At 49.5% G+C, this 26,533-nt stretch carries 25 protein-coding genes and 1 tRNA gene; 14 read left to right on the plus strand and 12 right to left on the minus strand.

Going from position 1 to position 26,533, the window contains the following annotated elements:
• The first annotated feature begins 13 nt into the window (after positions 1–13).
• Positions 14–160: a hypothetical protein gene (locus tag C1752_RS28415; RefSeq protein ID WP_158535075.1), complete on the plus strand. Its 147-nt coding sequence runs from the start codon at positions 14–16 to the stop codon at positions 158–160.
• Between the two features lie 191 nt (positions 161–351).
• On the opposite strand, the gene C1752_RS11550 is transcribed toward C1752_RS28415, so the two are convergent.
• Together C1752_RS11550 and C1752_RS11555 are read right to left on the minus strand one after the other, a co-directional pair.
• A complete protein-coding gene (locus tag C1752_RS11550) occupies positions 352–573 on the minus strand; it encodes a hypothetical protein (protein ID WP_110986221.1) in 222 nt (73 codons plus the stop codon).
• Positions 566–769: a hypothetical protein gene (locus C1752_RS11555; protein ID WP_110986222.1), complete on the minus strand. Its 204-nt coding sequence runs from the start codon at positions 767–769 to the stop codon at positions 566–568. The genes C1752_RS11550 and C1752_RS11555 overlap by 8 nt, the downstream gene beginning before the upstream one ends.
• A 261-nt stretch (positions 770–1,030) precedes the next feature.
• Between C1752_RS11555 and C1752_RS11560 the strand changes: the two genes are divergently transcribed.
• The 5 genes from C1752_RS11560 (at position 1,031) to C1752_RS11580 (ending at position 6,555) form a co-directional block, all read left to right on the plus strand.
• Positions 1,031–1,768, plus strand: a complete 738-nt coding sequence (locus C1752_RS11560; RefSeq protein WP_110986223.1) for an HAD family hydrolase — start codon at positions 1,031–1,033, stop codon at positions 1,766–1,768.
• A gap of 112 nt (positions 1,769–1,880) precedes the next feature.
• Complete coding sequence (gene metK / locus C1752_RS11565) at positions 1,881–3,143, plus strand: methionine adenosyltransferase (RefSeq protein WP_110986224.1); 1,263 nt, start codon at positions 1,881–1,883, stop codon at positions 3,141–3,143.
• 106 nt (positions 3,144–3,249) lie between these two features.
• Positions 3,250–3,708 carry a pepsin/retropepsin-like aspartic protease family protein gene (locus C1752_RS29285; RefSeq protein WP_110986376.1) on the plus strand — a complete coding sequence of 153 codons (459 nt, stop codon included), beginning with the start codon at positions 3,250–3,252 and terminating at the stop codon, positions 3,706–3,708.
• A gap of 3 nt (positions 3,709–3,711) precedes the next feature.
• Entirely contained in the window at positions 3,712–4,149 is a 438-nt protein-coding gene (gene ureE, locus C1752_RS11575) for an urease accessory protein UreE (protein WP_110986225.1), read from the plus strand.
• Between the two features lie 429 nt (positions 4,150–4,578).
• Positions 4,579–6,555, plus strand: a complete 1,977-nt coding sequence (locus C1752_RS11580; protein WP_110986226.1) for a hypothetical protein — start codon at positions 4,579–4,581, stop codon at positions 6,553–6,555.
• Here the strand turns inward: C1752_RS11580 and C1752_RS11585 are convergent.
• The 4 genes from C1752_RS11585 to C1752_RS11600 all read right to left on the minus strand — a co-directional run bounded on the left by C1752_RS11585 (position 6,543) and on the right by C1752_RS11600 (position 10,883).
• Positions 6,543–7,532 (minus strand): hypothetical protein, encoded by a 990-nt coding sequence (locus C1752_RS11585; RefSeq protein ID WP_110986227.1) that lies wholly within the window; start codon positions 7,530–7,532, stop codon positions 6,543–6,545. The genes C1752_RS11580 and C1752_RS11585 overlap by 13 nt on opposite strands.
• Positions 7,533–8,037: 505 nt before the next feature.
• The gene (locus C1752_RS11590; protein WP_110986228.1) at positions 8,038–8,967 is read right to left on the minus strand and encodes a cytochrome b N-terminal domain-containing protein; all 930 of its coding nucleotides are present in this window, start codon (positions 8,965–8,967) and stop codon (positions 8,038–8,040) included.
• Position 8,968: 1 nt separating this feature from the next.
• Positions 8,969–9,298 carry a PadR family transcriptional regulator gene (locus C1752_RS11595; protein ID WP_110986229.1) on the minus strand — a complete coding sequence of 110 codons (330 nt, stop codon included), beginning with the start codon at positions 9,296–9,298 and terminating at the stop codon, positions 8,969–8,971.
• A 112-nt stretch (positions 9,299–9,410) separates the two neighbouring features.
• Positions 9,411–10,883, minus strand: a complete 1,473-nt coding sequence (locus tag C1752_RS11600; RefSeq protein ID WP_110986230.1) for an amidase — start codon at positions 10,881–10,883, stop codon at positions 9,411–9,413.
• A 76-nt stretch (positions 10,884–10,959) separates the two neighbouring features.
• Here C1752_RS11600 and C1752_RS11605 point away from each other — a divergent pair, with 76 nt between their 5' ends.
• On the plus strand, positions 10,960–11,547 hold the full coding sequence (locus tag C1752_RS11605; protein WP_110986231.1) for a TetR/AcrR family transcriptional regulator: 588 nt from the start codon (positions 10,960–10,962) through the stop codon (positions 11,545–11,547).
• Between the two features lie 92 nt (positions 11,548–11,639).
• On the opposite strand, the gene C1752_RS11610 is transcribed toward C1752_RS11605, so the two are convergent.
• From C1752_RS11610 to C1752_RS11620, 3 genes are all read right to left on the minus strand, one after another.
• Positions 11,640–12,242, minus strand: a complete 603-nt coding sequence (locus C1752_RS11610) for a pentapeptide repeat-containing protein (protein ID WP_110986232.1) — start codon at positions 12,240–12,242, stop codon at positions 11,640–11,642.
• Positions 12,239–13,651, minus strand: coding sequence for an HD domain-containing phosphohydrolase (locus C1752_RS11615; protein ID WP_110986233.1), 1,413 nt, complete (start codon positions 13,649–13,651; stop codon positions 12,239–12,241). Before C1752_RS11615 ends, C1752_RS11610 begins: the two co-directional genes overlap by 4 nt.
• A gap of 527 nt (positions 13,652–14,178) precedes the next feature.
• Positions 14,179–14,251, minus strand: a tRNA-Val gene (locus tag C1752_RS11620).
• Positions 14,252–14,379: 128 nt separating this feature from the next.
• Between C1752_RS11620 and C1752_RS11625 the strand changes: the two genes are divergently transcribed.
• Positions 14,380–14,898 (plus strand): metal-binding protein, encoded by a 519-nt coding sequence (locus C1752_RS11625; protein ID WP_110986234.1) that lies wholly within the window; start codon positions 14,380–14,382, stop codon positions 14,896–14,898.
• A gap of 104 nt (positions 14,899–15,002) precedes the next feature.
• A complete protein-coding gene (mazG, locus tag C1752_RS11630) occupies positions 15,003–16,157 on the plus strand; it encodes a nucleoside triphosphate pyrophosphohydrolase (protein WP_110986235.1) in 1,155 nt (384 codons plus the stop codon).
• A gap of 8 nt (positions 16,158–16,165) precedes the next feature.
• Here the strand turns inward: mazG and ilvA are convergent, their stop codons facing one another.
• Entirely contained in the window at positions 16,166–17,710 is a 1,545-nt protein-coding gene (gene ilvA / locus C1752_RS11635; RefSeq protein ID WP_110986236.1) for a threonine ammonia-lyase, biosynthetic, read from the minus strand.
• Between the two features lie 379 nt (positions 17,711–18,089).
• Here ilvA and C1752_RS11645 point away from each other — a divergent pair, with 379 nt between their 5' ends.
• The 4 genes from C1752_RS11645 to C1752_RS11660 all read left to right on the plus strand — a co-directional run bounded on the left by C1752_RS11645 (position 18,090) and on the right by C1752_RS11660 (position 23,124).
• Positions 18,090–18,842, plus strand: coding sequence for a hypothetical protein (locus tag C1752_RS11645; RefSeq protein WP_110986238.1), 753 nt, complete (start codon positions 18,090–18,092; stop codon positions 18,840–18,842).
• A 51-nt stretch (positions 18,843–18,893) separates the two neighbouring features.
• On the plus strand, positions 18,894–19,457 hold the full coding sequence (rimI, locus tag C1752_RS11650) for a ribosomal protein S18-alanine N-acetyltransferase (RefSeq protein ID WP_110986239.1): 564 nt from the start codon (positions 18,894–18,896) through the stop codon (positions 19,455–19,457).
• A 247-nt stretch (positions 19,458–19,704) separates the two neighbouring features.
• On the plus strand, positions 19,705–22,179 hold the full coding sequence (locus tag C1752_RS11655) for an ATP-dependent Clp protease ATP-binding subunit (protein ID WP_110986240.1): 2,475 nt from the start codon (positions 19,705–19,707) through the stop codon (positions 22,177–22,179).
• Positions 22,180–22,275: 96 nt separating this feature from the next.
• Entirely contained in the window at positions 22,276–23,124 is an 849-nt protein-coding gene (locus C1752_RS11660) for an SDR family oxidoreductase (RefSeq protein ID WP_110986241.1), read from the plus strand.
• Between the two features lie 199 nt (positions 23,125–23,323).
• On the opposite strand, the gene C1752_RS11665 is transcribed toward C1752_RS11660, so the two are convergent.
• A complete protein-coding gene (locus C1752_RS11665) occupies positions 23,324–23,842 on the minus strand; it encodes a LabA-like NYN domain-containing protein (RefSeq protein ID WP_110986242.1) in 519 nt (172 codons plus the stop codon).
• Between the two features lie 114 nt (positions 23,843–23,956).
• Positions 23,957–24,466: a hypothetical protein gene (locus tag C1752_RS11670; protein WP_110986243.1), complete on the minus strand. Its 510-nt coding sequence runs from the start codon at positions 24,464–24,466 to the stop codon at positions 23,957–23,959.
• 68 nt (positions 24,467–24,534) lie between these two features.
• On the opposite strand from C1752_RS11670, the gene C1752_RS11675 reads away from it, so the two are divergent.
• Positions 24,535–26,526: a CHASE2 domain-containing protein gene (locus C1752_RS11675; RefSeq protein WP_110986244.1), complete on the plus strand. Its 1,992-nt coding sequence runs from the start codon at positions 24,535–24,537 to the stop codon at positions 26,524–26,526.
• Positions 26,527–26,533 lie beyond the last annotated feature (7 nt).

Raw genomic sequence — 26,533 nt, forward strand, 5'->3', positions numbered from 1 at the left:
TCAGGTAAATATTATGGCCACTCGTATTAATCAAGCAACCGAAAAGTCCAACCCAGTTGCGCTAGAGAAGCAGGCTAACAGCGATCCTAAGGTTGAATATTGGGATCAGTATTGCGGGCTACACGCTGAAAATGATGCCTGCCGTGTCTATGACGTTTAATGCTTTGCGTAGTGCAGATTAGGATGCAAGATTCTTCTGGTCTGCGCTGCTTCAAATGATTCGCTAACTCAAAGACCCTCAATACTGAAGGTCTTTTTTTTGCATCAGACTGATGCCGATCTACAAAAAGTGCTCTAGGAAGCTTACGTAAATTTTGACTCTATTCCTAGTTATGGCTTTTTACGACTGTTTCAAGACGAATGAGGTAAGCCCACTCGATCCATAAAAGCGATCATCGCAGCATTGCTTTTTTCCCAAGCCTGGGGGTCGGTACTGGGGTCGTAGCGTCTACCCTCTGCAGCGCGACGCTTGAATTCTTCATAGAACAGCGGATCTTGGTGGCAATATCCTTCCTCAAGCATTTCCCAGAATTCTTTCTCGGACAGATGTGTATAGTTGATGGCTTCAGACATAGAACTGCCTCTCTAAAAATTCACCGTCAGAGTAAATGGTGTACCAGTAACGCCATTCGGGGTTTGTCCCTTGCTCAAATATAACGACTAGTTCCCCCCCTGGCAAAACGTCTATGAATCTCGCTTTCCATTGCTGAGGTAGCCGATATTGAAGAATCTCAAACAGCCGCTGGAGCTGAATGTTATTGGGTTGCATAGCAAAAATAGTGCAGTCTTGTGATGTCTCTGTGAGATTGATAGCTACAATGTCACATTTAGTGCAATTTCCTTGCGGAAGAGCCACCCGATGCAGAAGATGTCCTTTAATTATTGGGGTATCCTACCTTGACTCTGCTGAGGCCATAATTTTAAAAACTTTCGGAATTCAGATCTCACTAGAAGATTTACTGCCTGAAGCGCAGTCAGAACTCACGGTAAGCTAGACCCTGATGACTGTTTATCGGAGATGCGATCGCAAGTGGCTACAATTCGGTGCCAAGACCAGAGCTTTACTGATATTGAAGCCGTTATTTTTGACAAAGACGGAACCCTTGCAGATGTAGCATCTTTTCTTAAAAGTTTGGCCCAGAAGCGCTCTCGCTTAACCGATGCTCAGGTTCCTGGTGTGCAGGAGCCGCTGTTGTTGGCCTTCGGTGTCGAAGAAGGACAGCTCAATCCAGCCGGACTGCAGGCTGTGGGCAGTCGGCGTGAGAATGAAATCGCTGCTGCCGCCTACATTGCAGAAACAGGAAAAAATTGGAACGCAGCCCTTGATATTGCTCAATCAGCCTTTGCTGAAGCTGACAGCTATCTTAAGCGTAAGGCTGACCATACCCCTCTGTTTCCAGGAACCCGTGAGGTTCTTCAGGCGTTGACTGCGGCGAAAGTCAAAATCGGCATTCTTTCAGCCGATATCCCCAAAAATATTGGTGATTTTATTGATTGCTACGAGCTAACATGCATTGACGCCTATCAAGGTGTAGAGGGCACAATCAGTAAGCCTGATCCACAACTCTATGAGCAATTGTGTACGCAACTAAAGGTTGCACCCGAGCGAACGCTGATGATTGGAGATGCTCAAGTCGATATGATTATGGCTCAATCAGCAGAAGCGGCGGGCTGTATTCAAGTCACCTGGGGCTGGCCTAACGCTAAATCTTATCCAGAAGCCCATGCTGTCATTGACCAGTGGCAGCATTTTCAGCTCGTGGCCTGAACCAAATGACTTGATTGTCGTCACGGTATCCTCAGTGGCGCAGTATCTGGATGCTATAATCGCTTGAATTTAGTGCCGTCTGCTGACTCGACCTACATGGAGGGTGAATACCTTGTCGAAACGTTATCTCTTCACTTCAGAATCTGTCACGGAAGGCCATCCTGATAAGGTCTGCGATCAAATTTCTGACACAATTTTAGATGCACTGCTCGCTCAGGATCCGATGAGCCGAGTCGCAGCGGAAACGGTGGTGAACACAGGTTTAGTTTTAGTCACCGGGGAAGTCACAACCAAAGCTGACGTCAACTTCGTTAAGTTAGTGCGTGAGAAGATCACTGAAATTGGCTACACCGACTCAGACAACGGCTTTGCCGCCAATAGCTGTTCTGTTTTAATTGCGCTTGATGAGCAGTCCCCAGATATCGCCCAGGGGGTCGATGCAGCGCAAGAAACCCGCGAACAGAAAAGCGACGAAGAGCTTGATTCCATCGGTGCAGGCGACCAGGGGCTCATGTTTGGCTATGCCTGTAATGAAACACCAGAATTGATGCCGTTGCCCATCAGCTTAGCCCACCGCATTACGCGCCAATTAGCGGCTGTTCGCAAGCAAGGCAAGCTTCCCTACTTACGTCCTGATGGCAAGTCTCAAGTGAGCGTCGCTTACGAAGATGGACAGCCCGTCGGAATTGATACGATTCTCATTTCGACTCAGCATGACGCCACAATTGAAGAGATTCGTGAACCCAGCGCAGTGCGAGATCGCATCCAGGCTGATCTTTGGGAGCATGTGGTGCTGCCGATTTTTGCTGATCTAGATCTAAAGCCTGATGACGATACCCGCTACCTTGTCAATCCCACCGGCCAGTTCGTGATTGGCGGTCCCCAAGGAGATGCGGGACTCACCGGGCGCAAAATTATTGTGGATACTTACGGCGGCTACTCTCGCCACGGCGGCGGTGCCTTCTCCGGCAAAGATCCCACGAAGGTTGATCGCAGTGCCGCCTACGCCAGTCGCTATGTCGCTAAAAATATTGTCGCGGCCGGGTTGGCCGATAAGTGTGAAGTGCAGGTGAGCTACGCCATCGGAGTTGCTCGTCCTACCAGTATTCTGATTGAAACTTTTGGCACTGGCAAGGTGGATGAAGAACGGCTGCTAGAGGTTGTGCAAACGCATTTTGACCTCCGGCCTGCGGGGTTAATTCAGGCGTTTGATTTAACCCATCTTCCTCAGGAACGAGGGGGACGGTTCTATCAAGATGTTGCGGCCTATGGTCACTTCGGTCGCGCCGACCTTGATTTACCTTGGGAGAAAACAGATAAAGCTGACGCTTTGAAGCAGGCTCTCAGTCCAGCGATGGCAGGGGCTGCAGGGTAAGTCGCCTTAGCTTCTCTTCAGTTCGAGGCAGATTCCTTCTTTCTTTAATGTGAAGTGAGGTAGGTTTGCCATAATGTAAATGTTGGCTCTGAAGAGAGGCTACAGCATGACCTCGCTAGTTATACCAAAGTTTGAGGCCAAGCAAGTGGGGCAAGTCATTGCCACAATCAAGGTTGCAAACCGGATTGATCAAGTTATGGCTGAGCGAGGGTTTATCTCTACAGCCGAGGTTCGTTCATTCGTTTTGAATGATGTTCTGGTCGATACTGGAGCGACATTGCTCGGCCTACCAACCCCCGTTATTGAATCACTGGGACTCGTTCGGGGTAGCTCTACTGGTGTTGAAACAACCGCCGGAATTCAGCAGGGTTGGATTTTTCGAGATGTTGATCTAGAAATTTCAGGTCGTCGAGGAACCTTTGATTGTCTAGAACTCACAAATGTTAACTATGCTCTTTTGGGTGTTACGCCGATGGAAATTTTGGGATTGGAGCCAGATTTCCAAAACCAGAAGCTGCGAGTGTTGCCGATGACTTCTGAGCAGACTTACCTCAGTGTTCTGTAGGTAATGTCTCTTGTTTTCACGCGACGGCTATCGGCTAGAGAACGTAAGGCTGATTTAGTCCTGTCGCTCACGGCAGAAGAGCGGATGCGATCGCGTTTTCCCTTTGCAACAGATGACGGAACTCAACTCCACCTCCAGCTCCCTAGGGGAACCGTGTTGAGAGATGGCGATCTACTAGAAGCTGAGGCAGACGGAACTGTGCTGCAGATTTTGGCTAAGTCTGAATCAGTTTTGGTTGTCCGAGCCAATAGTCCTCATGAATTACTACAGGCTGCCTATCATTTAGGGAACCGGCATGTCGCCCTTGAAATTACTCCCACCTGCCTACGGCTGTTACCCGACCCGGTTCTACAGAAGATGTTGAACCGGCTGCAGCTAGATGTCACGCTAGAGAATCGTCCCTTTCAGCCAGAGACCGGAGCCTACAGCCATCATCATTAGCAGCGATGGTGCAACAAAATGGGCACTCTATAAATATCCCTAGAACACCAACTTTCATCAAGCCTTCTTGGCTTGTGGCTGAGGCTCAGCTGTATATGGACTGCGGCCCTCTGCATAGGTCAATGAACCACCCTGGCCTAAGCGACTCAATCAGCCTTCACCTACGACAATTCAGTCCAATAGCGAGACCGCTCCTGCTTCTCCGTTAAGAGATGCGGGTCGATTAAAGACGCCTCTTCACGGGATGTTGAAGAATCTGATGACTCAGGTCATAGATGCCTAAGTCAAAGTGCATTCGCTGGTCAAAATAGCAATATCCGGCTGAGTTAGGACAACCTTACCGTGAGTGAGTTTTAGCCACTTTCGTGCCCTAATCAATCCGTATGTCGCTGTATACATAGACCTGTGCTGTCGTCAGAGTCAAACACTATGGATATTTTTGTGAACGTCATTAGCAGTGCACAGTCAATACCAGCTGATCGTATCGAATATGGATATCTACCGACATATATACAAGATATTCAGCGAGCTTGGCGACTGGCGGAACAGCCGTATGATAAAGATCCCAAGGGTGCCGTTGACGTAGCTCCTATTCCGGGTTGTGAGAAGCCAGCAGCTATTGCACTTCAGGTTCGATATGCCGCAACCCTCTCAGTCCTCAATAGCCTTGTTAGTCAAATTCCTGCGCCATTGATAGCAGCTCTCGTGACTCAGCGAATCTGGACATTAGAGCAAGCCTGGACTCTCATGGAGCATTCTTCACCAAGAAAGCAGGTGGAGATTTTCGAATGCTTAGTAAATCATCTATCTGATGCTGAACAACACCCGGCACTGGCTGCTGTTCTGTCCGTTCATGACGAATCGGCACGCGCTCGTATGTTGAGTTTGCTAGCCCCGGTTCTGTCTGAAGCACTGTTGATCCAAGTATTAGAACACCTAGGGGAGCTGACATCGGAGCACTACCGTTCTCTGGTCCTCTGTCGTCTGAGCTGCTATCTCCCTTCTAGTCTTGTTCCACGGGTTATTAATCTCACCTATGAGATTAATAACCCGATTGACCGGCTGACTGTGTTGAGTTGTTGGGTACAGCGCCAAATATCACTGTTGCCTAAGATCTTCGCTGCTCTGAAGTTGATTCAAGAACCTCAGGTCTTGAGTCAGGTCCTCGCGACTATTGCTCCCCATCTGCCTGCTCACTTCGTACCTATCGCTATTCAGATGGCTCGAAGCGTTGATGAGCCAGAGGAGCGGTATGACATTCTAAGCGCACTAGCCATCCATCATTCACCTTTGCAATCTGAAGTGCTAGAGCTGTCTAGCTATCTGGAAGATGAGTTCACACTCGCCAATTCTCTTGCGAGCCTAGCGGCTGACGGTGCTTTTGAGACCAGTGAGGAGATATTAACGAGGATCAGTCAGATTGAAAATGAAGCCGCTCGAACCCTGGGCTTGAGCCTGGTTGCCCCACACCTGGCAAACGTGATTATGGCCGAGCTATTACAGGAGATACAGCGCCTGCAATCTGAACACCATCGCGTCCAGGTTTTCAAGAACATTCCTCTGTCAGCCTCGATTATCCCGCAGGTGCTGCAAATGACTGCAGGTTTCAAGAATGCTGGAGCGCTTGCTACAGCTCTCAGTACTCTGGTGCCGGTTAAGCCCACCCTCATGCCAGAAGCACTGCAGGCAGCTCAACAGATTGAAGATTTACGCGTTCGAGCTAATGTCCTTGGGGAGATCGCGATTCATCAACCGACCCTCTGGCCCACTGTCTTGGATGCCATTCGACAAATCCCTAGTGAGTTATCACGTGCGACAGTACTTCGACATCTGGCTCCCCACTTACCAGAGCTATCTATGGCATCTGCGCTCGATCTAGTTGCTGAAATATCAGAGTTGCCTGTGCGCGGTCAAGCTCTTAGCGGCTTGGCGATGTATCTACCCCAGCATCTCTTGGGGAGAGCGCTGACTCATGTTCTGGAGATTCCAGATTTGTCGGTCTTCGCTTCGATTGCACAACAGTTTGAGCCGACTCAAGTCGTGGCCCATCGCTGTATCGATAGAGTTTCTGTGCTTAATGCATTAGCCTCCTATGTACCTGAAGAACTGCTAACGGAAAACGTTCAGATAACTGAGCAGATTGACGATCCAAAACTCCGTGCCCAAGCTTTAAGTGGACTACTGCCCCAACTCAATCTGAAACCAATCGATGCTGCTAAGCTAAGTGAGCGGCTGCACTGTCTAGCCTCTCGCTGCCACCAAGATTTCTTGGCGGATCTATTGAGGTTGGGACCAGCAATCGCCCATCTTGGTGGACCTGAGTGTTTATCGGAAATTGCTCAGCATCTGCAAACCCTAGAATCTCAGTGGGTGCAACGTTCTCTCTTGAGGCCTCAATTAAAATAAGTCTTATACTTTTTGTAGAGCTTAAGGCCAGGAATCGGCTGCTTAAAGGTCTTAGGGTAACGATACCTGCGGTCCATATATTCCTCTTGCAGGTGACGAATCGCTAGATAATTCTCGTACCATTGCTCAAGAAGAACGACAAGAGCCTGAAATTTTGGATAAGCTAACTTGTACTTTTCACTTAGGGCAGCGTACTGCAGTAAAATGCCGTAGGCTTTTGTACTGTGGAGAGTGGTCGGTAGCGCAATAACCTGCGCCATTTTTTCAAAGGTCTCGTAGTTTGCGATAACTTCGCCATTCAAGTATGCGCGATCTAATAAATCAGTTCTCTGGAGCTGGTCAATAATGGCAGAGATTGTTCTCAATATAGAGAAATCGGTTAGCTGGTGCTGCTTGAATGAGCATAGCAGTTGAAAGCTGAGGGGATGGTTTGCAACAACTCTCAAGTGCTTGAAATAGGACTGTAAAGCTGTTTTGCCTTCAGACGTCCGCATTTGGGTGATTGTCTGGCCATATTGTTGCTGTACTGAATCGATAAATTCAATGGGCGATAAATGGGCTGGATAAAGGGATTCAATAAACCGATAAAACTCGGACTGTTTAGTGCTGTGATGCCCAAATTCAATACTTTCAATGCCCAGGAAAGCAGTTTTCGCCTTGATCCCAGCCATTAATAGGTCGATATAGGCGTCTAAATTCTCATAACTCGAATTTCCTACAGCGAGATCTCGCTTCATGCGCACAAATGCAAGAAACTCTTGATTTCCGAATTTGTCTCGATCGATGGCGTTGGCTCGAACTAGCAATGCTTCAATATTTCTGAAATGCCGATCGTATAGGTGAATTGCATTCTCTGGAACAGCTTCCTTCTGAAAGCTTTTGTAGAAGGCTGATATCTGTTCGACCATGCTTTGATTGCCAATGAGTGGCCGATTCCACCAAGGCTTTTTCTGCTTTAGGTTTTGTAAGACTGCCATACTCTACATCGCAATATCGCTAGCTCTCCCCAATATTACTTTGAAGGGTCGGCTAGAAACTGGGGAGAAGGCTTATATTTTACCTCGAAAGAATCAATATGATACGGATCATGTGTTCTAGCAACTGACCTTAGTTGGATGCTCTTTTTGTTTGGTGTCTATTTGTTTCGATTGATTGAATATTTATTTATGGCAGAAAATAGCTCGGGGAGCAAATTGTAGATAAAGTCGCTCTTGGCTTATAAAGAGGAGGCTGCTTTGTGATTCCAGGAAGGAAGAATTTTAGACTTAAAACTTTACAGGAATAAGTTCATATTTGTATAGAAATAAGCCTTCAAAGATAGACTTTTCCCTGCAAAAAAAACTGCCCCGTTTGATCTTTTATCGCCGCAGTGCTGATGAAGCCTCTTTGCTTGAACCTTGGAGCACTGTTGGAGGCTGAAGTGTTTGTAGTGTAAGGCTTTGAAAGACAACCGTTTACTGGATTTTCAAAGAATGGATTTTTCTAGAGAGGGGAAGACTCATTTTGGGCCGATGTACTGCAGCGCTTGAGCCAAGATCCTTCTGACTTCCAGGCTTGTTCTTGATAGAGCAGAGCAGTGAGGTGAGTGATGGAGAGCAAAATAGCTGCGATCGCAAGTACATAGCTATGCAGCGCATACATGTGCTGGAGCGTTAGGCTGCTGATTCCGGCTCCTCCGGTCAAGAAGGCTCTTAGCCCAGGGCCAACCAGCGGAATAGAGGCGATAGTCCCCATTTCAATCTTGAAGCGCCAGAACCCTGCCTGGTCCCAATTGAGAACGACGGCAGTCCAGCTTAGGCCGATGGCTGAAACGGTCAAGAGCAATCCGCTAATCCAGGCTGTGAACCAGGGCAGCAAAAACTGACGTCCCAAGTACATCACTACAATCTGAATGAGAGCTAAGACAATTAGGCCATTGCCCGCAATGTTGTGCAGACTGAGGATGAGAGTGCCGCAGGAAATTTGGGTTGCGATCGCAACCAACGATTGATGGGCCCCCATTGCAGAGGGTTCATAATAAAATGCCAGCATAATACCCGTAAAAGCCGCCACGCCGCAGAGTGTAAGCTCTGCCACAGCTAAGAGCGTCGCCAGCCGTTGGAGGACAAAGAAATACTGGCTAGTGAATGGGTTTTTATCTTGATCCAAATCTAGAGGTTGGGCAGTGGTTTTTCTGCGGGGCAAGAAGCGCTGTAGCTGATGAATGACAATGATGCTGCCAACGTAAATGACAAAATAGAGCAGTCGCCAGCGAAAGATTAACGTGGCTTGCCAGTCTCGATAACGGGCTTGCAAGGCTGGATACGAAGCTGTGATGTCTCGCAACCAGTCCTGGTAAGTTAGCCATTCCTCTGGGAAACGGCTGATGAGTTTGCCGATAGCGCCTGCTCGTTCAATATCCTTTGCACTCATGTCATGCTCCCTTAGGTTCTGGGGTCCAATGCGCGATACTTTTTAGCAGTAATTGTTTGGTCTCAAGAGCCTCGGCTCCTGTACCGGTTATGCGGTAGTACTTTCGTCTTGCTCCGGTATGTTTTTCAGGGGCTTCTTCTCCCCACTCAGATTTGACAAAGCCTTTCTGCTCAAGCTTTTTGAGGTTGGGATAAAGCGAGTTAAACCCAATTTGCTTACCACCACTTTGCTCAATCGCCTGTAATATCTCTAGCCCGTAGCGTCTCTTGAATTGAAGTGCAGCCAGAATAATCTCCTGGTTGGGTGTTAGACGCAAATCTTGAGTACTCATATTGATCGCAAAAGACTATCACTAAGATATATCTACGGAAATAAGACTATATCTATTATTTAGATATACAGTATCTGTGAAAGTCATGCAATGCTTATTGCCCTATAAATGTTTAGAATCCCTGTGGTGTTTGTCGATCTCCGATGATGCTGTCGAGTTGAGTTGCGATCGCAAACAGATCCCCTTCCCTCCACCGCTTACCAACAATCTGCAGTCCCACAGGCAATCCTTCCAGAGTTTGCCCTACAGGAATCACCACCGCCGGATGTCCGCTCAAATTAAAGGGCATCGTATAGGCCCCATTCGCCACCCCATGCGGATAGGCACGACCGTCAACATCAATCGCAGTCCATGAGGGACGATGGGTAAACGCTGGAGTAACCGCCACCGGGCACAGCCAAGCATCCCACGGCTCAAGAATCGAATCGATGTGAGCCGTGAAGCGATCGCGTTCTGTCAGGGTTTCAAAATATCCCTTTAGGCTGGGGTTGAGTAACTCAGGCAAAAAGCGACTGAAGTTTCCTAACCGTCGCAGCTCCTTATCTCCCTGGGTAGCTGTCCGCCACAACAGCTTTACGCTATGGCGAATCGTGTGGCGATTCACCGGCTGGGCGTATTTATTGACGTAGGCCGCCATCCGTCCATAGAGTTCAAACATTTTTGAAAAGTCAAAGGAAGCCGGTTCCTCCATCCGGATGCCTGCATCCGTTAGTTTGCGGAGAACGCCTTGCAGAATCTGCTGTGTTTCAGCACTAATGGGAACCTCGGGCCACTCCTCTGTCCAGGCTAGTTTAAGAGACTGCAGAGACTTCTCTGACGGAGAATTGAGCGGAATGGGTGGCACCTCTGGGCGACGTGAATCAGCACCCGCAATTAGAGAAAAGCCAAGCTTGAGATCCTGTAGTGATCGCGCCAGGATCCCCACCGTCATCATTTGACGTAGGCAAACCGGCAGCCCAGGCACCTCTGGAATTGTCCCGGCAGTGGAAATTCGTCGATCCGTAGGCTTCAACCCGTAGATACCGCAGAAATGAGCGGGCTGTCGTACCGATCCAGCGATGTCGTTGCCAAAATCTAGGGCTGATAGTCCTGCCGCCACCGCAGCCGCACTCCCACCAGAGCTGCCGCCGGGAGTATAGTTCAAATTCCAAGGATTGTTGACCTGCGGGAAAAGAGAATTGGTGCTTTGAAAATCACCGCCCAGCTCGGCTAAATTGCTTTTGCCCATGATGATCGCTCCAGCCGCCCGCAGTCGAGCAACAACAGTGGCATCCTGTTGAGGAATATAGTCTTTGAGCGGCATATAACCGGCAGTGGTCTTGAGTCCTGCGGTTTCAAAAATATCCTTGAGGGTGATTGGAACACCGTGCAGTGGCCCCCAATTTTCTCCCTTTGCCAGGGCAGCATCTGCCTGCTTTGCTCTATTGCGAGCGCTGTCTTCATCTAAGGTACAAATTGCGTTGAGTTTGGGATTGTGCTGAGCAATCTGCACCAGATAGGCGTCGAGGAGTTCGGTGGCGGAGAGGGTGCGATCGCAAATCATTCCCGCCAACTCGCAGGCCGATCGAAAAACTAAATCAGTCATGAGGGGACTCTATGCCGCAGACTTAATGGAGTTCATTATATACCTATTTAGTTAACGGCATTAACTAAAATAAATTATGGGTCGCCCCACAAAAGAAAATTCACTTTCTCGTCAGGATGTCATCAACGCAGCGGTCGAATGCATCGATCAGGAGGGGGCATCTGCATTGGGAGTCAGTCGAGTGGCGCGTCGTCTGGGTATTAAGCCACCTGCTATCTATAGACACTTAGAAAATGGTACCCATCTACAGCAGGCGACAGCTATCGAGATTTGGCAGCGGTACCTTTCTGATTGCGAGCAGACACTGGCGGGTAAAGATATTACGCTGAGCTTGCTCAAGCAGCTCGGTTTTTTCATTCGGGACTTTGCCAAAAGCTATCCTGGGCGCTACCAGGTCATGATGCATGTGCAGCTCCAGCCGAACGACCCAGATGCCGCCACTGTTATCAACCGCAGCCTTGACTTTCTGCGTCAAGCTCTCTGTGCCTATGACCTAACAGAGACGCAGCTTATTGATGTGATGCGGATGCTGAATGCCGCTATCTATGGTTTTATCTCCGTGGAGCAGTCAGGTTTGATGACGTTAGAGCGACCTGCTGACCAGAGCTATGGCGTTATGCTAGAGGCACTGATCGCTGCAGTTAAATATGTTGAGGGACAATAGATGTTGCGATCGCAAAGTCTTGTCCAACGATCATTCGCCGACTTCTAAGGTGAGAATCACCCCTGTTGCCGATAGAGCCTGACCTGGAGAGCTTAAAACTCCTTCAGAGCCGTACCTTCAACGCAGGTGTCGTCCAGAATTGTGCCCTGCAAAGCTGCATGGTCAATTTGGGCACACAGCAGGTTTGCCTGCGACAAATTAGCACCCCGCAGGACTGCGCCGCTAAGATTGGCTTCCTCTAGGTTTGCCTGGGAAAGATCGGCCCCCGCTAGGTTTGCATTACTGAGGTCAGCACGATGCAGGATGGCACCCGTTAACGTTGCCCCTCGCAAATCGGCCCCCCGTAGATCCGTATCTGCTAAGTCCAGTTGGCTCAAAACAGCACCGGCCATAAATGCGCCGGCAAAGCTCGTTTGCCTGATGTTGGCTTCTAAAAGTGATGCACCCCGTAGGTCTGCATTGCGAAAGTCTGCATCTCTGAGGTCTGCCCCGGCCAAATCAGCACCTCGGAAGTTGGCTCGTGCTGTTGCCTGCTGTAGGTTTGCGCCACTTAATGCCGCCCCAGCAAGATTTGCCTGTGAAAGATTTGCCTGCGATAGCTGGGCCCCGGCTAAATCAGCGCCCGCGAGGAAAGCATGAACCAAATCTTTGAGCGTACCCTTCCGGATCGCCTCTACGTTAATGGATGTATTCATAAAGCTGTTTCAGAAGTAGAGGGTTCAGCGTTAGACATATCTTCGAGCCAAACCTTCGGAACCTGGCTTGGCTGGCTGGGGAGCTGCATTAGCCCCATTTCAGTTAAGCGTACAACGTTCCCGAGGGTTTCCACTAAAGAAGGCTCGTAACGATCACCGCTGTGTACTTGGCATTTATCCAAGGCTTCGCTGAGGCTCAAGGCTGACCGGCTGCTTCTAGCCTGCGTCAGCTCTTGAAACCGAGCAACCAGACCCAAAATCCTTGCTTCAATCGGAATCTCTTCCCCCTGAAGACCGTCTGGACGACCACTACCATCCCAATGTTCACGCTGATGGCGAATAATCTTAGCAATGGGTTCTAATTCTGGCATTGCACCCAGTAGTTGTGCACCGAGAATCGTGCGTCCACGCCAGAGATCTTTGGTCGAGTCCTTCAAGTCACTAGAAAGATGCGTAAACACCTCGGCAGGAGCCTCAGATAGACCGACACGGAACAGCAGGCCCGCAAGACGTAATCGTCTCAACTTGATTGTGGGTAGGTCTAGCATCTGGCCTAAGGTCTCTGAGAGCGCAGAAACCTGAAGTGATGCAATAGGATTAGCCGGATCTCGCTCGTCAACCCGTTGAGCCATCCTTAGAAAAGCCTGTAGTTTGTTGGCCGCAAGATTTCGATTAAGGCGCAGCGCTTGCCCTTCGAGTTCCCAGAACTCTCGCGTTTGACGGCTGACAGTTACGAGCTGCTCTTGGCTACTCTGCAAGTAAGAGACAACGCGAGAGACAACGCCACTCAGATCCACCGGCGCAACGTCACCACGGCTTTGAATTTGCTGGCACTGCTCTAACAATCGATCTGCTAATTCTGAATTATAAGGACGCATCCTCTCGATCAGAATTTCTGCTGTCTTCTCAACCTGGCCCCTCTCAAAGGTCCAGAGTCCATAAAACTTGCGCTCAATGTCTTCCCCTGGCTGGTTCTGAGTCTGATAGTCTGCCTCAGATAGCTCATGACAGAGCACCATTGACGCGTAGCCCGGAGCGACAATCACGAGGTTCCACTCATTGACGAGAGAGTCTTTGGGATTGAGGTGCACAAGGGAAACGTTATCAAGCTGACCTGCTTTATGGTTGGCAAAACCACTGTCAGGGACAGCCGCAACTGCAATGTGACTGGAGCAGCGCGCAATATCGAGATACCGCTCAGCTTCTTGCAGGTACCACTTACCCTGCTGAAAAGTCACTAGAACAAGAGGTTGCTGGGCCGGATCATCACTGCAGTTTTGCAGAATATGGTCTTCCAGAGCGTGACAGAGGGCCACCAGCGTGTTCTTAAAGTACACGCCATAGCTTGATGGCAGTTCGCCCGATGGAAGCGATTCCCGAAGCTGGTTAAGAGTCGACTCTGGATGCATGGATATTATAAGGATATCTATTCTATAGCTTAACTTATGTTTATATTTTAAGAAAATTTTCTCATCTTCGCAGACTTCAACTGAGAAATAATTTTTTACGGCTGCTTACGGCTAGTCCAGTCTCTACAATGCACACAGGCTTATTGATCGTTGATGTTGGGCGATTACCTAACTCAACAGATTTTTGCTGGTCAACTTGCTTACTCACCTTTCGGTGCAGGTTCACTTTGTAGCCCAAGATACTTTTGTTGGCTACGACACACTGAAGTTTAGAGACATACTCTCCCGATCGGTTCAGTGCCAACGAAAATCTAGAATTCCTGATCCCTTCTATGTCGGCAGCTTCTAGCTATTTTTAACCGTTTTGTGAACTTGATAGCCCCTGTTTGTTCCAGCCTGTTGGAGAGATGGGGTGCTGCTCTGCTTGCTGATGACATGCGATCGCATCTAGCTTTACCCGTTTGCAGATAAATAGATGTTGCTGTCCATATGATTCAGCTGCAGTATTTTCTGCTGACTGAAGTTTATGGGCGATGAGGGATTCGAACCCCCGACATCTTCGGTGTAAACGAAGCGCTCTACCAGCTGAGCTAATCGCCCTAATGTCATAAACATTCGCGAACAGTATTGTAGCAGACAAATAACGATCAGCAACAGGATTGATAATCTCCGCTTAGACCAAGGCCACGCTACGTTACTGTGAATGCGGTAAAAAATTTCGAGGTCAAATGTCTTCTGGTCGGACGCATGATCAAATTACGTTCATTTGTTTGCCTTGGGTCGGTGCTTTGACCTTGCTCGTGACTTTCAATCTTGGCGTTTCGCTTTGCCTTTGTGGTGGCTTCTTGTTCAGCGGTCTGATGTTTGGCCCGGATCTAGATATCTACTCTAAGCAATACCAACGCTGGGGGCTGCTGAAATTTATCTGGTTGCCCTATCAAAAAGTATTGAGCCATCGTTCGTTGCTATCCCATGGCCCGGTCATTGGGACTTTGCTGCGTCTTTTGTATCTTGGTCTCTGGATTATTCTTGCTTTGACGGCCTGTGAAGTGATTTCACGGTTATGGCATTTGTCTTGGCAGATGCCGCCGTTAAAGACGGTACTTGAGCAAATGTGGATCCAGTCTCCTCATAGCTGTATCGCTTTACTGCTCGGGCTAGAGGCGGGAGCGATGAGTCACTCGATTAGTGATGGCATTAGCTCAGGACGCAAGGCATTCCTCAAGCGCTGGAAAAGGCGGTCGTAGAGATTATTGCTCACGATGCCAATATCGTCGAGCAATTGTTAACTGGAACTTGTTTTGCAGTCAAAATGTCGCATCATGGGAAGAATCTACGCAATGTTAATCCCATGCAAAGTCCCCCCGGAGATGCAAAGCTCCAAATTGTGACGGTTTCAGATGCGCTGACCCAAGGGGTACAGTTGAGTGTGCCGGTTCTGATCACGCAAATCGATTCTGCTGCAACGCTGCAAACGCTGAAGGCGGCTCTGCAGGCTAGATTCCCTGATGAGTATCCGGTGACTTTGATGGGGGATTTAGGTGATACGGATGTACAGTCAGCCCAACTCACGCTTGAGCAACTTGACGATCAAATGCGAGTGGCTTATCCCATCAATGTGTATGTGCCAGTGCAGGTCTCTGAGCTTGCGATCGCACTTCAGCAATTTACAGGCATTGTGGCCCAGCTCCGAGATCCTGAAGATGGCTGCCCCTGGGATTTGGCCCAAACGCCCCAGAGTTTAACGCCGTATATTCTTGAAGAAGCCTACGAGGCCGTTGATGCTATTAATCAGGGGGATCGAGATGCGATCGCCGAAGAACTGGGCGATCTGCTTCTGCAGGTTGTCCTGCAGGCCCAATTAGCCAGCGAAGAACAGGACTTCACCCTCAAAGACGTGACCCAGGGCATTGCCGAAAAAATGATGCGTCGTCATCCCCATGTTTTTGGTGATACCAAAGCAGCCAGCATCGAAGAAGTTCGCAGTAACTGGGAAGACATTAAAGCCGCTGAAAAGCAGCAAGACTCTGAAGAACCAGAGGTGTTTAGTCAAAAATTGCAGCAATATACTCGCAGTCTGCCGCCACTAATGGCCGGAGCAAAACTTTCTGAGAAAGCTGCTGCTGCTGGTTTAGAGTGGCAAGATATCGAGGGCGTGTGGGCCAAGTTTTATGAAGAACTCGCAGAATTTCAAGAGTCTTTGCTCAGCACTGATGTTGAGCACCAAACCTCTGAACTTGGCGATTTGCTGTTTACCCTCATCAACATCGCTCGCTGGTGTCAGCTAGACTCAGTGGCAGCCCTCAGAAGCACAAATATAAAACTCGTTGATCGCATCAAAAGTATCGAAGCCAATACTTCTAAGCCATTGATAGAACATACGCTGGATGAATTAGAGGCGCTGTGGCAGCAGGCTAAGCATGAGCTGGCTCAACCGCTAGAGCCAGCCGCAGACTCGCTATCGATGCCGGCTAATTCTCGTTCTCCTGAGAGTGAATCGCTCTGAGGTAAAACTTAATGTGTAGGGCTTGGGGATGACTTCTGTTGGCCTAGAAATAACCTGTAGGTGGGATTCTGGCTTTCATCCCAGTATCGATAACCCAGGGTATCTAAAAAGGCATTAAAATCCTGCATCTCGTGGGGTGGGACCTGCATTCCTACCGCAATGCGACCATAGTCTGCACCATGATTGCGGTAGTGAAAGAGGCTGATGTTCCAGTTGGGACTCATGCAGCTCAAAAATTTCATCAAAGCGCCAGGACGTTCAGGAAACTCAAACCGATAGAGCAGTTCATTCTCTGCTAGTGGAGAACGGCCACCCACCATATAGCGCAGGTGGAGCTTGGCGAGCTCGTCATCGGTGAGGTCTAAGGTCCGAAATCCCTGCTCTTCTAAATTTGAAACGATAGCTGTAGCATCAGCCCGGTTTTGAATTTTGACGCCCACAAAGATATGGGCCTCTTGCTCATCTGTAATCCGGTAGCTGAATTCAGTAATGCCGTGCTTGCCCATGCAGCGACACAATCGCAGAAAGCTACCCCGCTCTTCGGGAATTGTGACTGCAAGGATAGCTTCTCGCCGTTCTCCTAATTCAGCCCGCTCGGCGACGAATCGGAGACGATCAAAGTTCATGTTGGCACCGCAAGCCACTGCGACCAAAGTTTGATCGGTGATTTGCTCCCGCTCGACGTAGGCTTTTGCACCTGCGATCGCAAGTGCCCCTGCCGGTTCCAAAATAGAGCGAGTGTCTTCAAACACATCCTTAATGGCCGCACAGGTATCGTCCGTACTCACTAAGAGAATTTCATCAACGTATTGCTGACAGAGTCGGAACGTTTCTTCCCCTACCTCGCGCACCGCGACTCCATCGGCAAATAGACCCACCTGATCCAATCGGACTCGCTCTCCCACCTTCAGTGACTGGTGCATCGCGTCAGCATCAATAGGTTCAACCCCAATCACTCGAATCTCTGGACGCAGTCGCTTGAGGTAGGCCGCAATCCCAGAAATCAAGCCACCGCCGCCGATGGCGACAAAGACAGCGTGGATCGGCTTTTGATATTGACGCAGAATCTCCATTCCAATCGTCCCTTGGCCCGCAATCACATCGGGGTCGTCAAAGGGGTGAACAAACGCTAGCTCCTGCACATTGGATAGCTCTCGAGCATGGGCATAGGCATCGTCATAGGTATCGCCATGCAATACCACCGCACCTCCCCGTGCAGCCACCGCATCAATTTTGACTTGGGGGGTTGTCACTGGCATCACGATTGTGGCGGTTGTTCCCAGTTCCTTGGCCCCCAGCGCAACGCCTTGGGCATGGTTGCCCGCTGAAGCTGTAATAACGCCCTTTTCCAGAGCTTCTGCAGGAAGCTGAGCCATCTTGTTGTAAGCTCCACGCAGCTTGAAGGAAAAGACAGACTGCATATCTTCCCGCTTCAGCAAAATCTTATTCTGCAGCCGACTGGAAAGTCGCGGTGCTGCTTCAAGGGGAGTTTCTTGGGCCACGTCGTAGACACGGGCCTTCAAAATGCGCTCAAGATAGTCTGGATGGCTCACGGTGGGCAGTATTGAACAGAATATCTCTCACTTTACGGGTTCATGGGAAGCCAGAATGTCTCTTTCCTGAAGATCTTGGCTGGATCAATGTCATCCCAGAAGCGCTCCATTTTGAACGCTGAGTGTATTGAACTTACTCAAAATTCATCATGCATGTTTTATTGCCAATGTTCCTTAGAGCAATGGATTCCGAAAGCCTAGAGATGATCTCTTTGCAATTCAAAATGGGTAGGCTAGATTGGAGTGACTTTGCTAGGGCTAACTGCAGTATTGAATCTCACAAATCAATCCGCAGATTGAGTTTGAGTCAGAGCACTTGGGACAAGGGGGGTAGCAAATCCATCAACATACTTAAATCATTGGGGGAGCTACTTTAAGCATGAACAAGAATCGATTGACACAACGGCTGATTGCGACCGCTGGAATGACCCTGATCGGGCTAGCTTCATTTGGACTAGTTTCCAAGGCTGGGGCTGTTGGGATTACGGGCGGCAGCTACACCCTTGACAATCACCCTGATGGATCAGCCAGTTCTCCGTTCTACGGCTTACGTTTAGACGGGCTGTTATCAGGGAAGTCTAAAGATATTTACACCTTCAATTTCACAGAAGGTGGGGCAAGCGTGGCCCTCGATTACGACGACACAAGCAACACCATCAACATTTCAGGGACAGCTTACGGCGGGCTTGACCAGGGTGATTCGTACTCGGCTCCTGAGCTGTTCTCGATTAACTTCACCTATCGCAATGTCCAGCAGGTTGCGGGCGATGATGACCTATGGGTTGACGGCAGTCAGGCCGGAAGCAGCACAGGTACAATTACGCGTCAAACCTCTGGTGATGTCTATAATCTGGCCGATTTTTCAGGTGCAAATGCCTATAGCTTCCGGTTAGGGGACGGTGACAATAATCAAGGTCATCGGGGCCATCAGGGTATTTCTGGGTGGGGTTGGCTCAATCATGCCCCCGCAGATCAGGATCCAAGCCTCAGCCCCCATCTCTACTCTTCTGATTGGCTGTTTACAGCTCAATCCAAACCTGCGGCTGTACCTGAATCACCCTTAACAGCAGGGGCATTGGCTCTACTTGTGGGTGGATTCATTGCGCTAAAGCGGAAGCAGCGTATTGCTTAGGGGGCTGCTATCGTTGCATAAGTTGTTGCCGCACTGGAGCTGCTGCGACCCATGCAATCAGAGTCTATAAAATTACGATTTTTAGATGCTGCCTTACTACCCGCTGCTGTGGAGCTGGATCGGCGGGCTTTAGGCGGCATCTGGACTCTGGACGGCTATCGCCAAGAATTTGAAAGGTCCAGCAGTGCTTTGGTTGGACTGGTCAAGTATCAAGGCCAAGATATTAATTTGCTGGGGATGGGCTGCCTGTGGGGAATTGACGACGAGGCCCACATCATCTTGCTGGCCGTTGATCCGGTCTACCATCGGCAAGGGTTTGGGCAATTGTTGCTCTGGGGAATGCTTGCGATCGCATCTCAACGCAATCTAACTCGCGCTACCCTCGAAGTCAGAGCCTCAAACCAAGCTGCACTCTCTCTTTATCAAAAATTTGAGTTTCAAATCGCAGGACAACGGAAGGGCTATTACTCAGAAACCGACGAAGATGCCCTAATTCTGTGGCTAGGCAAAATACAAACCCCAGCATTTCAGCAGAATCTCAAAGACCAGCAGTGCGACATTAAAAAACGAATGGAGTCGTACGGGTTCAACCTATCTTTTGACATCAAAAGTTGAGCTAATTTCCTCTAGAAAGGGTGAAATTCCCGTACCTAATCGCCGGAAAAAGTTTCCCCTGCTGCTATGACAAAACCGTAGAATGGTTGAGAGGAGACCAAGCTACATTCTAAATCGTGATTCAGCGTCCCTGATCGGGTCAATGCAAAACAGGTAGGAATGTAGTTAAACTCTCTCATAAAGCCACATTGACAAGATTTGTCTATGTTAAGATTGGCTTTACCAGCAGCAGGTACGGGAAGACGCGATGTTTGAACGCTTTACAGAAAAAGCCATCAAAGTGATTATGCTGGCCCAAGAAGAAGCCCGCCGCTTGGGACACAACTTTGTCGGTACAGAACAGATCCTTTTGGGCTTAATTGGCGAAGGGACTGGCGTAGCGGCCAAAGTCCTTAAGTCCATGGGCGTCAATCTCAAAGATGCTCGGGTCGAAGTTGAAAAAATTATTGGTCGCGGTTCTGGGTTTGTAGCCGTGGAGATTCCCTTCACGCCTCGAGCCAAGCGCGTACTAGAGCTATCGCTGGAAGAGGCCCGTCAGCTCGGCCACAACTACATTGGTACAGAGCACCTGCTCCTCGGATTAATCAGAGAGGGTGAAGGTGTTGCGGCTCGCGTTCTAGAAAACTTAGGCGTTGACCTCGGCAAAGTTCGCACCCAAGTGATTCGGATGCTGGGTGAAACAGCCGAAGTAACCGCTGGCGGAAGCTCAGGACGCACTAAGACACCAACACTAGACGAGTTTGGCTCTAACCTGACTCAGCTTGCTGCTGATGGAAAGCTAGACCCTGTTGTCGGTCGTCAGAAAGAAATTGAGCGCGTCATTCAGATCCTCGGTCGCCGCACCAAGAACAATCCAGTACTTATTGGCGAACCGGGCGTGGGTAAAACCGCCATTGCAGAGGGCTTAGCCCAGCGAATTACCAACGCAGATATCCCCGACATTCTCGAAGAGAAGCGGGTCGTAACGCTAGATATTGGCCTGCTGGTTGCCGGTACCAAGTATCGAGGCGAATTTGAAGAGCGCCTCAAGAAAATCATGGATGAGATTCGGCAGGCGTCGAACGTCATCTTGGTGATTGACGAGGTTCATACCCTGATTGGTGCCGGTGCTGCTGAAGGCGCGATTGATGCCGCTAATATCCTCAAGCCAGCTTTGGCTCGGGGTGAGCTGCAGTGCATTGGAGCCACGACCCTTGATGAGTATCGCAAGCACATCGAAAGAGATGCCGCTCTAGAGCGACGCTTCCAGCCTGTGATGGTGGGCGAGCCTTCTGTCGATGAGACCATTGAAATTCTCTATGGCTTGCGAGAGCGCTATGAGCAGCACCACAAGCTGAAGATTTTAGATGAGTCTTTAGAGGCTGCTGCCAAGCTATCCGATCGCTATATCTCAGATCGCTATCTTCCAGACAAGGCCATTGACTTGATCGACGAAGCCGGTTCTCGGGTTCGTTTGATTAACTCTCAGCTTCCACCAGCCGCCAAAGAGCTGGATAAGGAACTGCGTCAAGTTCTTAAGGACAAGGACGATGCCGTTCGCTCCCAGGACTTTGACAAGGCTGGGGGACTGCGCGATCGCGAAATGGAGATCAAGTCAGAGATCAAGACCATTGCTCAAGCCAAGCGCGATGAAGGCTCTGAGAGCGGTGGCGATGAGTCACCCAAGGTTACCGAAGAGGATATCGCCCACATCGTGGCTTCCTGGACTGGGGTACCTGTGAACAAGCTGACGGAGACTGAATCCGACAAGCTGATGCACATGGAAGACACCCTTCACCAGCGCCTAATCGGTCAGGAAGAAGCCGTCAAGGCGATCTCTCGTGCCATTCGACGGGCTCGCGTGGGTCTTAAGAACCCTAACAGGCCCATTGCTAGCTTTATCTTCTCTGGTCCGACTGGCGTGGGTAAAACGGAGCTAACCAAGGCACTCGCAACCTACTTCTTCGGCTCTGAAGACGCGATGGTGCGCTTAGATATGTCGGAGTACATGGAACGCCATACGGTTTCTAAGCTGATTGGTTCTCCTCCTGGCTATGTTGGCTACAACGAAGGTGGTCAGCTTACCGAGGCCGTGCGCCGGCGTCCTTACACCGTCGTGCTGTTTGACGAGATTGAGAAGGCGCACCCAGATGTCTTTAACATGCTGCTGCAGATTCTTGAAGATGGTCGACTGACTGACGCCAAGGGACGCACTGTGGACTTCAAGAACACGATGCTGATCATGACCTCTAACATCGGGTCTAAGGTTATTGAGAAGGGAGGCGGTGGCCTCGGCTTTGACTTTGCTGAAGATCAGGTTGATTCTCAGTACAACCGGATTCGGTCTTTGGTCAACGAAGAGCTGAAGCAGTACTTCCGGCCTGAGTTCTTGAACCGCTTGGATGAGATCATTGTCTTCCGTCAGCTCACGAAGGACGAGGTGAAGGATATCTCTGAGATCTTACTCAAAGAGGTCTTTGCCCGTTTGGAAGAGAAGGAGATCTCCCTTCAAATTACAGAGCGCTTCAAGGAGCTGCTTATTGAAGAGGGTTACAATCCCAGCTATGGTGCGCGACCGCTCCGTCGAGCGATTATGCGCCTGCTAGAGGATACGCTGGCTGAGGAGATTCTCTCGGGCCGCGTTAAGGCTGGCGATACGGCAGTTGTTGACGTTAATGAAGAAGGCAAGGTTCATGTCGAACCGAGCGAGCGGCGAGAGCTGCTGCCGCAAGCGGTTGAATAATAGTTTCAGCTCTAAAACCTAAGCAGCCAGCCTCCTGTATCTTCGGGAGGCTGGTTATTTTTTAGCACTTTGAACCTCCAGCCTGATTCGCAAACGATGAAAGTTCTGATTTTAGGATGTGGCTATACAGGGCAACGCCTGGCCCATTGGCTGCTTGACAGAAAAATTCCGGTACAGATTACGACTCGGACGGGGGCATCTCAACTAGGTCTAGAGGTGCCAACTTATGCCTTTGCCTATGGCGATCAGACGCAGCCATTAGTCTCTGAGGCGTTGGCAGGAGTGACCCATATTCTCAGCAGCATTCCGCCCGCAAAGGATGGGGTTGATCCGGTGGTGGCGTTGTTGCTGCACACGCTGCCGTCGCTGGATTTACGGTGGTTTGGCTACCTGTCTACGACCGGTGTATACGGAGATACCCAGGGGGCTTGGGTAGATGAGACGAGTGAATTAAAGCCGAGCAATGTGCGATCGCAACATCGGGTCAACATCGAAGCCAAATTCTTAGCAGCCAATTTACCCACTCACATCTTCAGGCTGCCAGGAATCTACGGCCCAGGCCGCAGTATCTTCGAACGTTTACAATCTGGCAAAGTGAGGCACATTGACAAACCTGGGCATGTCTTTAGCCGCATTCATGTAGATGATATTGTCCAAACCGTAGGGACATCCATCTTGAACCCCAATCCAATAAATATCTACAACGTAGGCGATGACGAACCTTCAGAACCCAGCACTTTAATTATCGAAGCTCATCGACTGATGGGCAGCACCCCTCCGCCAGCCAATTCCTTTGATTCCGCTCAGATGAGTCCAATGGCGGCTTCTTTTTGGAAGGACTGTCGCCGAGTCAGCAACCAAAAAATTAAGGAAAAGCTGGGAATCAAGCTCCTGTATCCCACCTATCGAGAAGGGCTGCAGACTATTTGGAATGCTTCTCAGTAAGATACAGCGGATCGCAGCTTGGTGGGGTACAGCCTGGAGCTGAAAATCTCTGCTCAGCTTCCAGGATTTCAGGTGTCTTTTATCTAACTGAAGACCGCTGTAAGAGGTGACAAGCAGATCTCACGTTCACAAGCATGAAATTCTCCACCAGTGGAGAATTGAAAAGGTAAGTGGCTAAGACGCTGAATACCCTTCCGTCTTAAAACTCGCTTTTTTCGATCTGATCGCGAATAGCATTTAAGTCTATGTATCGATCGGTTGCGTTTCGCAATTCTCTCGCGATCATTCCTTCTGTTGAGACCACGGTAATGTGCGTATTTTTGGATCGTAAAAGCTCAATTGCACGCTCAAAGTCACCATCACCACTAAATAGGATAACGCGATCATATTGCTCAACTGTGTTGAACATATCGATCACAATTTCAATGTCTAAATTAGCTTTTTGTGAATATCGGCCTGATGAATCATCGTAGTATTCTTTCAGTATTTTGTAGCGAACGGTATAGCCTAAACTGATGAGGGCATCTCTGAACCCTCTTTGATCTTGGGCGTCCTTGAGACCAGTGTACCAAAAGGCATTACAGAGTTTAACTCCAGGCTCATTCGTGAAATAACTTAAGATACGACGCGGATCAAAAAACCAACCATTCTTCTGCTGAGCATAAAACATATTGTTTCCATCAATAAAGATGGAAATGCGCTCTGACAAAGCTTTCATAGAGTAGCAAAATTACTATTTTTGATAGAAGTAGAAGATTATTTAAAAAATCTCATAAATATGTCTTAACTATAGCTCAATCTGAGAATGGCGTTTTCTGATTACTGGTATTTCCTAATCGATATCTTCGTAAATTGTCATGATTTCAGGGTCAAGGACTCGTAAGACTCGTTTTGCATCTTGAATCAATCGCTGAGATCCCTTCACAATGACGAGATATTTCCCATTTTCTAGACGTTTAGCATAAGGAATGAGATCTTTATCAAGATAGAGCTGTGCACCGCCACCATAGGCGAAACTGCCCATTGCTGCAGCACCTAACCCGAATAAGCCGCCAATAAAGCCATCGCCAATATTTCCGAGGCCAGGAATAATAGTGAGCTGGGTGATTTGGTTGAAGGTCACCCCTGCAAAGAATCCGAAGGGAAGCAGCCAGAGCATCATTCGCTTCATGCTTTGCCACTTCAAAAGTGTGGGATCGAATAGAGAGTCAGTATCAGGCATTTTGAAGCCTTGCCCGAAAACGCTGATCTGTGCAGTGGGTAGACCTGCTGTTTCTAGATTTTTGGCGGCGGTTTCGGCCTGGGTGCGCTCGCCGAGCGTCACAACAATGTAGTCAGACATAAAGTGCCCAAGTCCTGAGGTATCCTCTATACTCTTACCGCAGAGGTATAGCTTTTGGGTAACCTTCTTTGAAGTTTTTGGCTCAACTGCGGGTTTGGTTTGTCGGCGTAAGAGCGATTGCGATCCCCGAAGGGGGGCGGCGGGTTATCGTGAGTAGTCTTCCTCCAATCATCGCCGGTATAGCTGCAACAGCTTTAATTTTAGGCTTTCGTCATATCGGTAGCCTTCAGCTCCTAGAACTCACGGCCTACGACCAGTTGATGCAGTCTCGGCCTGACTTGGGGGCCGATCCGCGTCTGTTAGTGGTCGGTATTACCGAACAAGATATTCAAAATCAAGGTCAGTTTCCCCTGCCTGATGCCGTTCTGGTGAAGCTGTTGAAAAGGCTCAAATCTTACCAGCCACGAGTGATGGGCCTAGATATGTGGCGGGGCGATATCTTAGTGCAGCCTGGTGCTGCTGCCGAGGTTGATCGGGCCGCCCTTGTCGAGCAACTGAAGCAGTCTGATCGCATGATTGCGATCACCTTCCTCGGCGATGAAGCCAAGCGAACTGTGCCGCCACCGCCAGGTTTGCCGGAGGACCAGATTGGTTTCAACGACGTTACGGTTGATTCTGGTCGTGTTCTGCGGCGCAACTTACTTTACGTAGATGACTATTTCCCTTCTTTCTCGCTTCGGGTGGCCCTACGGTATCTGCGGGATGATGGTATTGAAGATCGGCCCAGTGATGCTGATGAAAATATTTTGCAGATTGGCTCTACAGTTTTTCCGCCCCTGAAGTCTGATGATGGCGGCTACACCCGCATTGATGCAGCTAATACCTACCAGATTTTGCTGAACTATCGCTCGGCTCAGCGCAGTGTTGAGCAGGTGAGCTTAACGCAGGTACTGGAAGGTCAGGTGGACTCTCAACAAATTGAAGATCGGATTGTTTTAATTGGGACAACTGGGGCCAGCGGCGGTGACTTTTATCTGACCCCCTATAATTTTGGCGCTAACGATCAGCCTCAGATGCCAGGTGTCGTGATCCATGCTCAAATGGTCAGTCAGTTCCTGGATGCGGCCTATGGTAAGCGACCCCTGATTCGCGTTTGGTCTGAGCCGCTGGAAATGGTCTGGATCTTGTTCTGGTCTCTAATCGGAGGACTACTGTTTTGGATGGTTCGCCGTCCCCTGGGGTTAGTCGTCGGGAGTGGTGCGGCGATTGGCTTGTTGTTTATCCTTTGCCAAGGATTTTTTCTGCGGTCGCTGTGGGTGCCGCTGGTACCGCCCTTCTTGACTTTCTTAGGGGCTGGCGGTGGCGTAGTTGCCTACCGTGCCCAGCAGGCACAGCGTCAGCAACAGATGGTGATGCGGCTGCTGGGGCAAAGTTCTTCACCCGAGATTGCGAAAACTTTATGGCAGCGGCGGGATGAGCTGCTTCAAGACGGGAAGCTGCCGGGGCAGGCACTCACTGCCACGCTGATGTTTACCGACCTTAAGGGATTTAGCTCAATTTCTGAGCGGCTATCACCGGAGCAGCTTCTAAACTGGCTGAATGAATATTTTGAAGTGATGACGGATGTGGTAGTAGATCACCACGGCGTAATTAATAAGTTCACCGGCGATGGTCTAATGGCGGCGTTTGGGGTGCCGATTCCGCGAGCAGATTGGAATGCGATCGCAACCGATGCTCAGAGAGCCGTTGCTTGTGCGTTGAAGATGGGGGAGTCTCTTGAACTCCTCAATCAGCGGTGGCAGTTGCAGGGTTTACCAAAGGTCCAGATGCGGGTAGGAATCTTCACGGGGCCTGTGGTCGTGGGCAGTCTCGGAAGTAAATCGAGATTAGAGTACGGCATCATTGGCGATGGTGTTAACACAGCTTCTCGGCTCGAAAGTGTTGATAAGCACCGGCAGTCTTCGGCCTGCCGCATCCTGATTGCCCAAGCCACGCTGGACTATCTTCAGGATAATTACGAGGTTGAAGCTTGGGGCGCTCTAACGCTGAAAGGTAAAGCTGAACAGGTTGAGGCCTTTCGGGTAATCCGTGTTGCTGAAAGGGGTGATCAGGAAGCTTAAATATTCA

The sequence above is a fragment of the Acaryochloris thomasi RCC1774 genome (assembly GCF_003231495.1).
Classification (GTDB): Bacteria; Cyanobacteriota; Cyanobacteriia; order Thermosynechococcales; family Thermosynechococcaceae; genus RCC1774.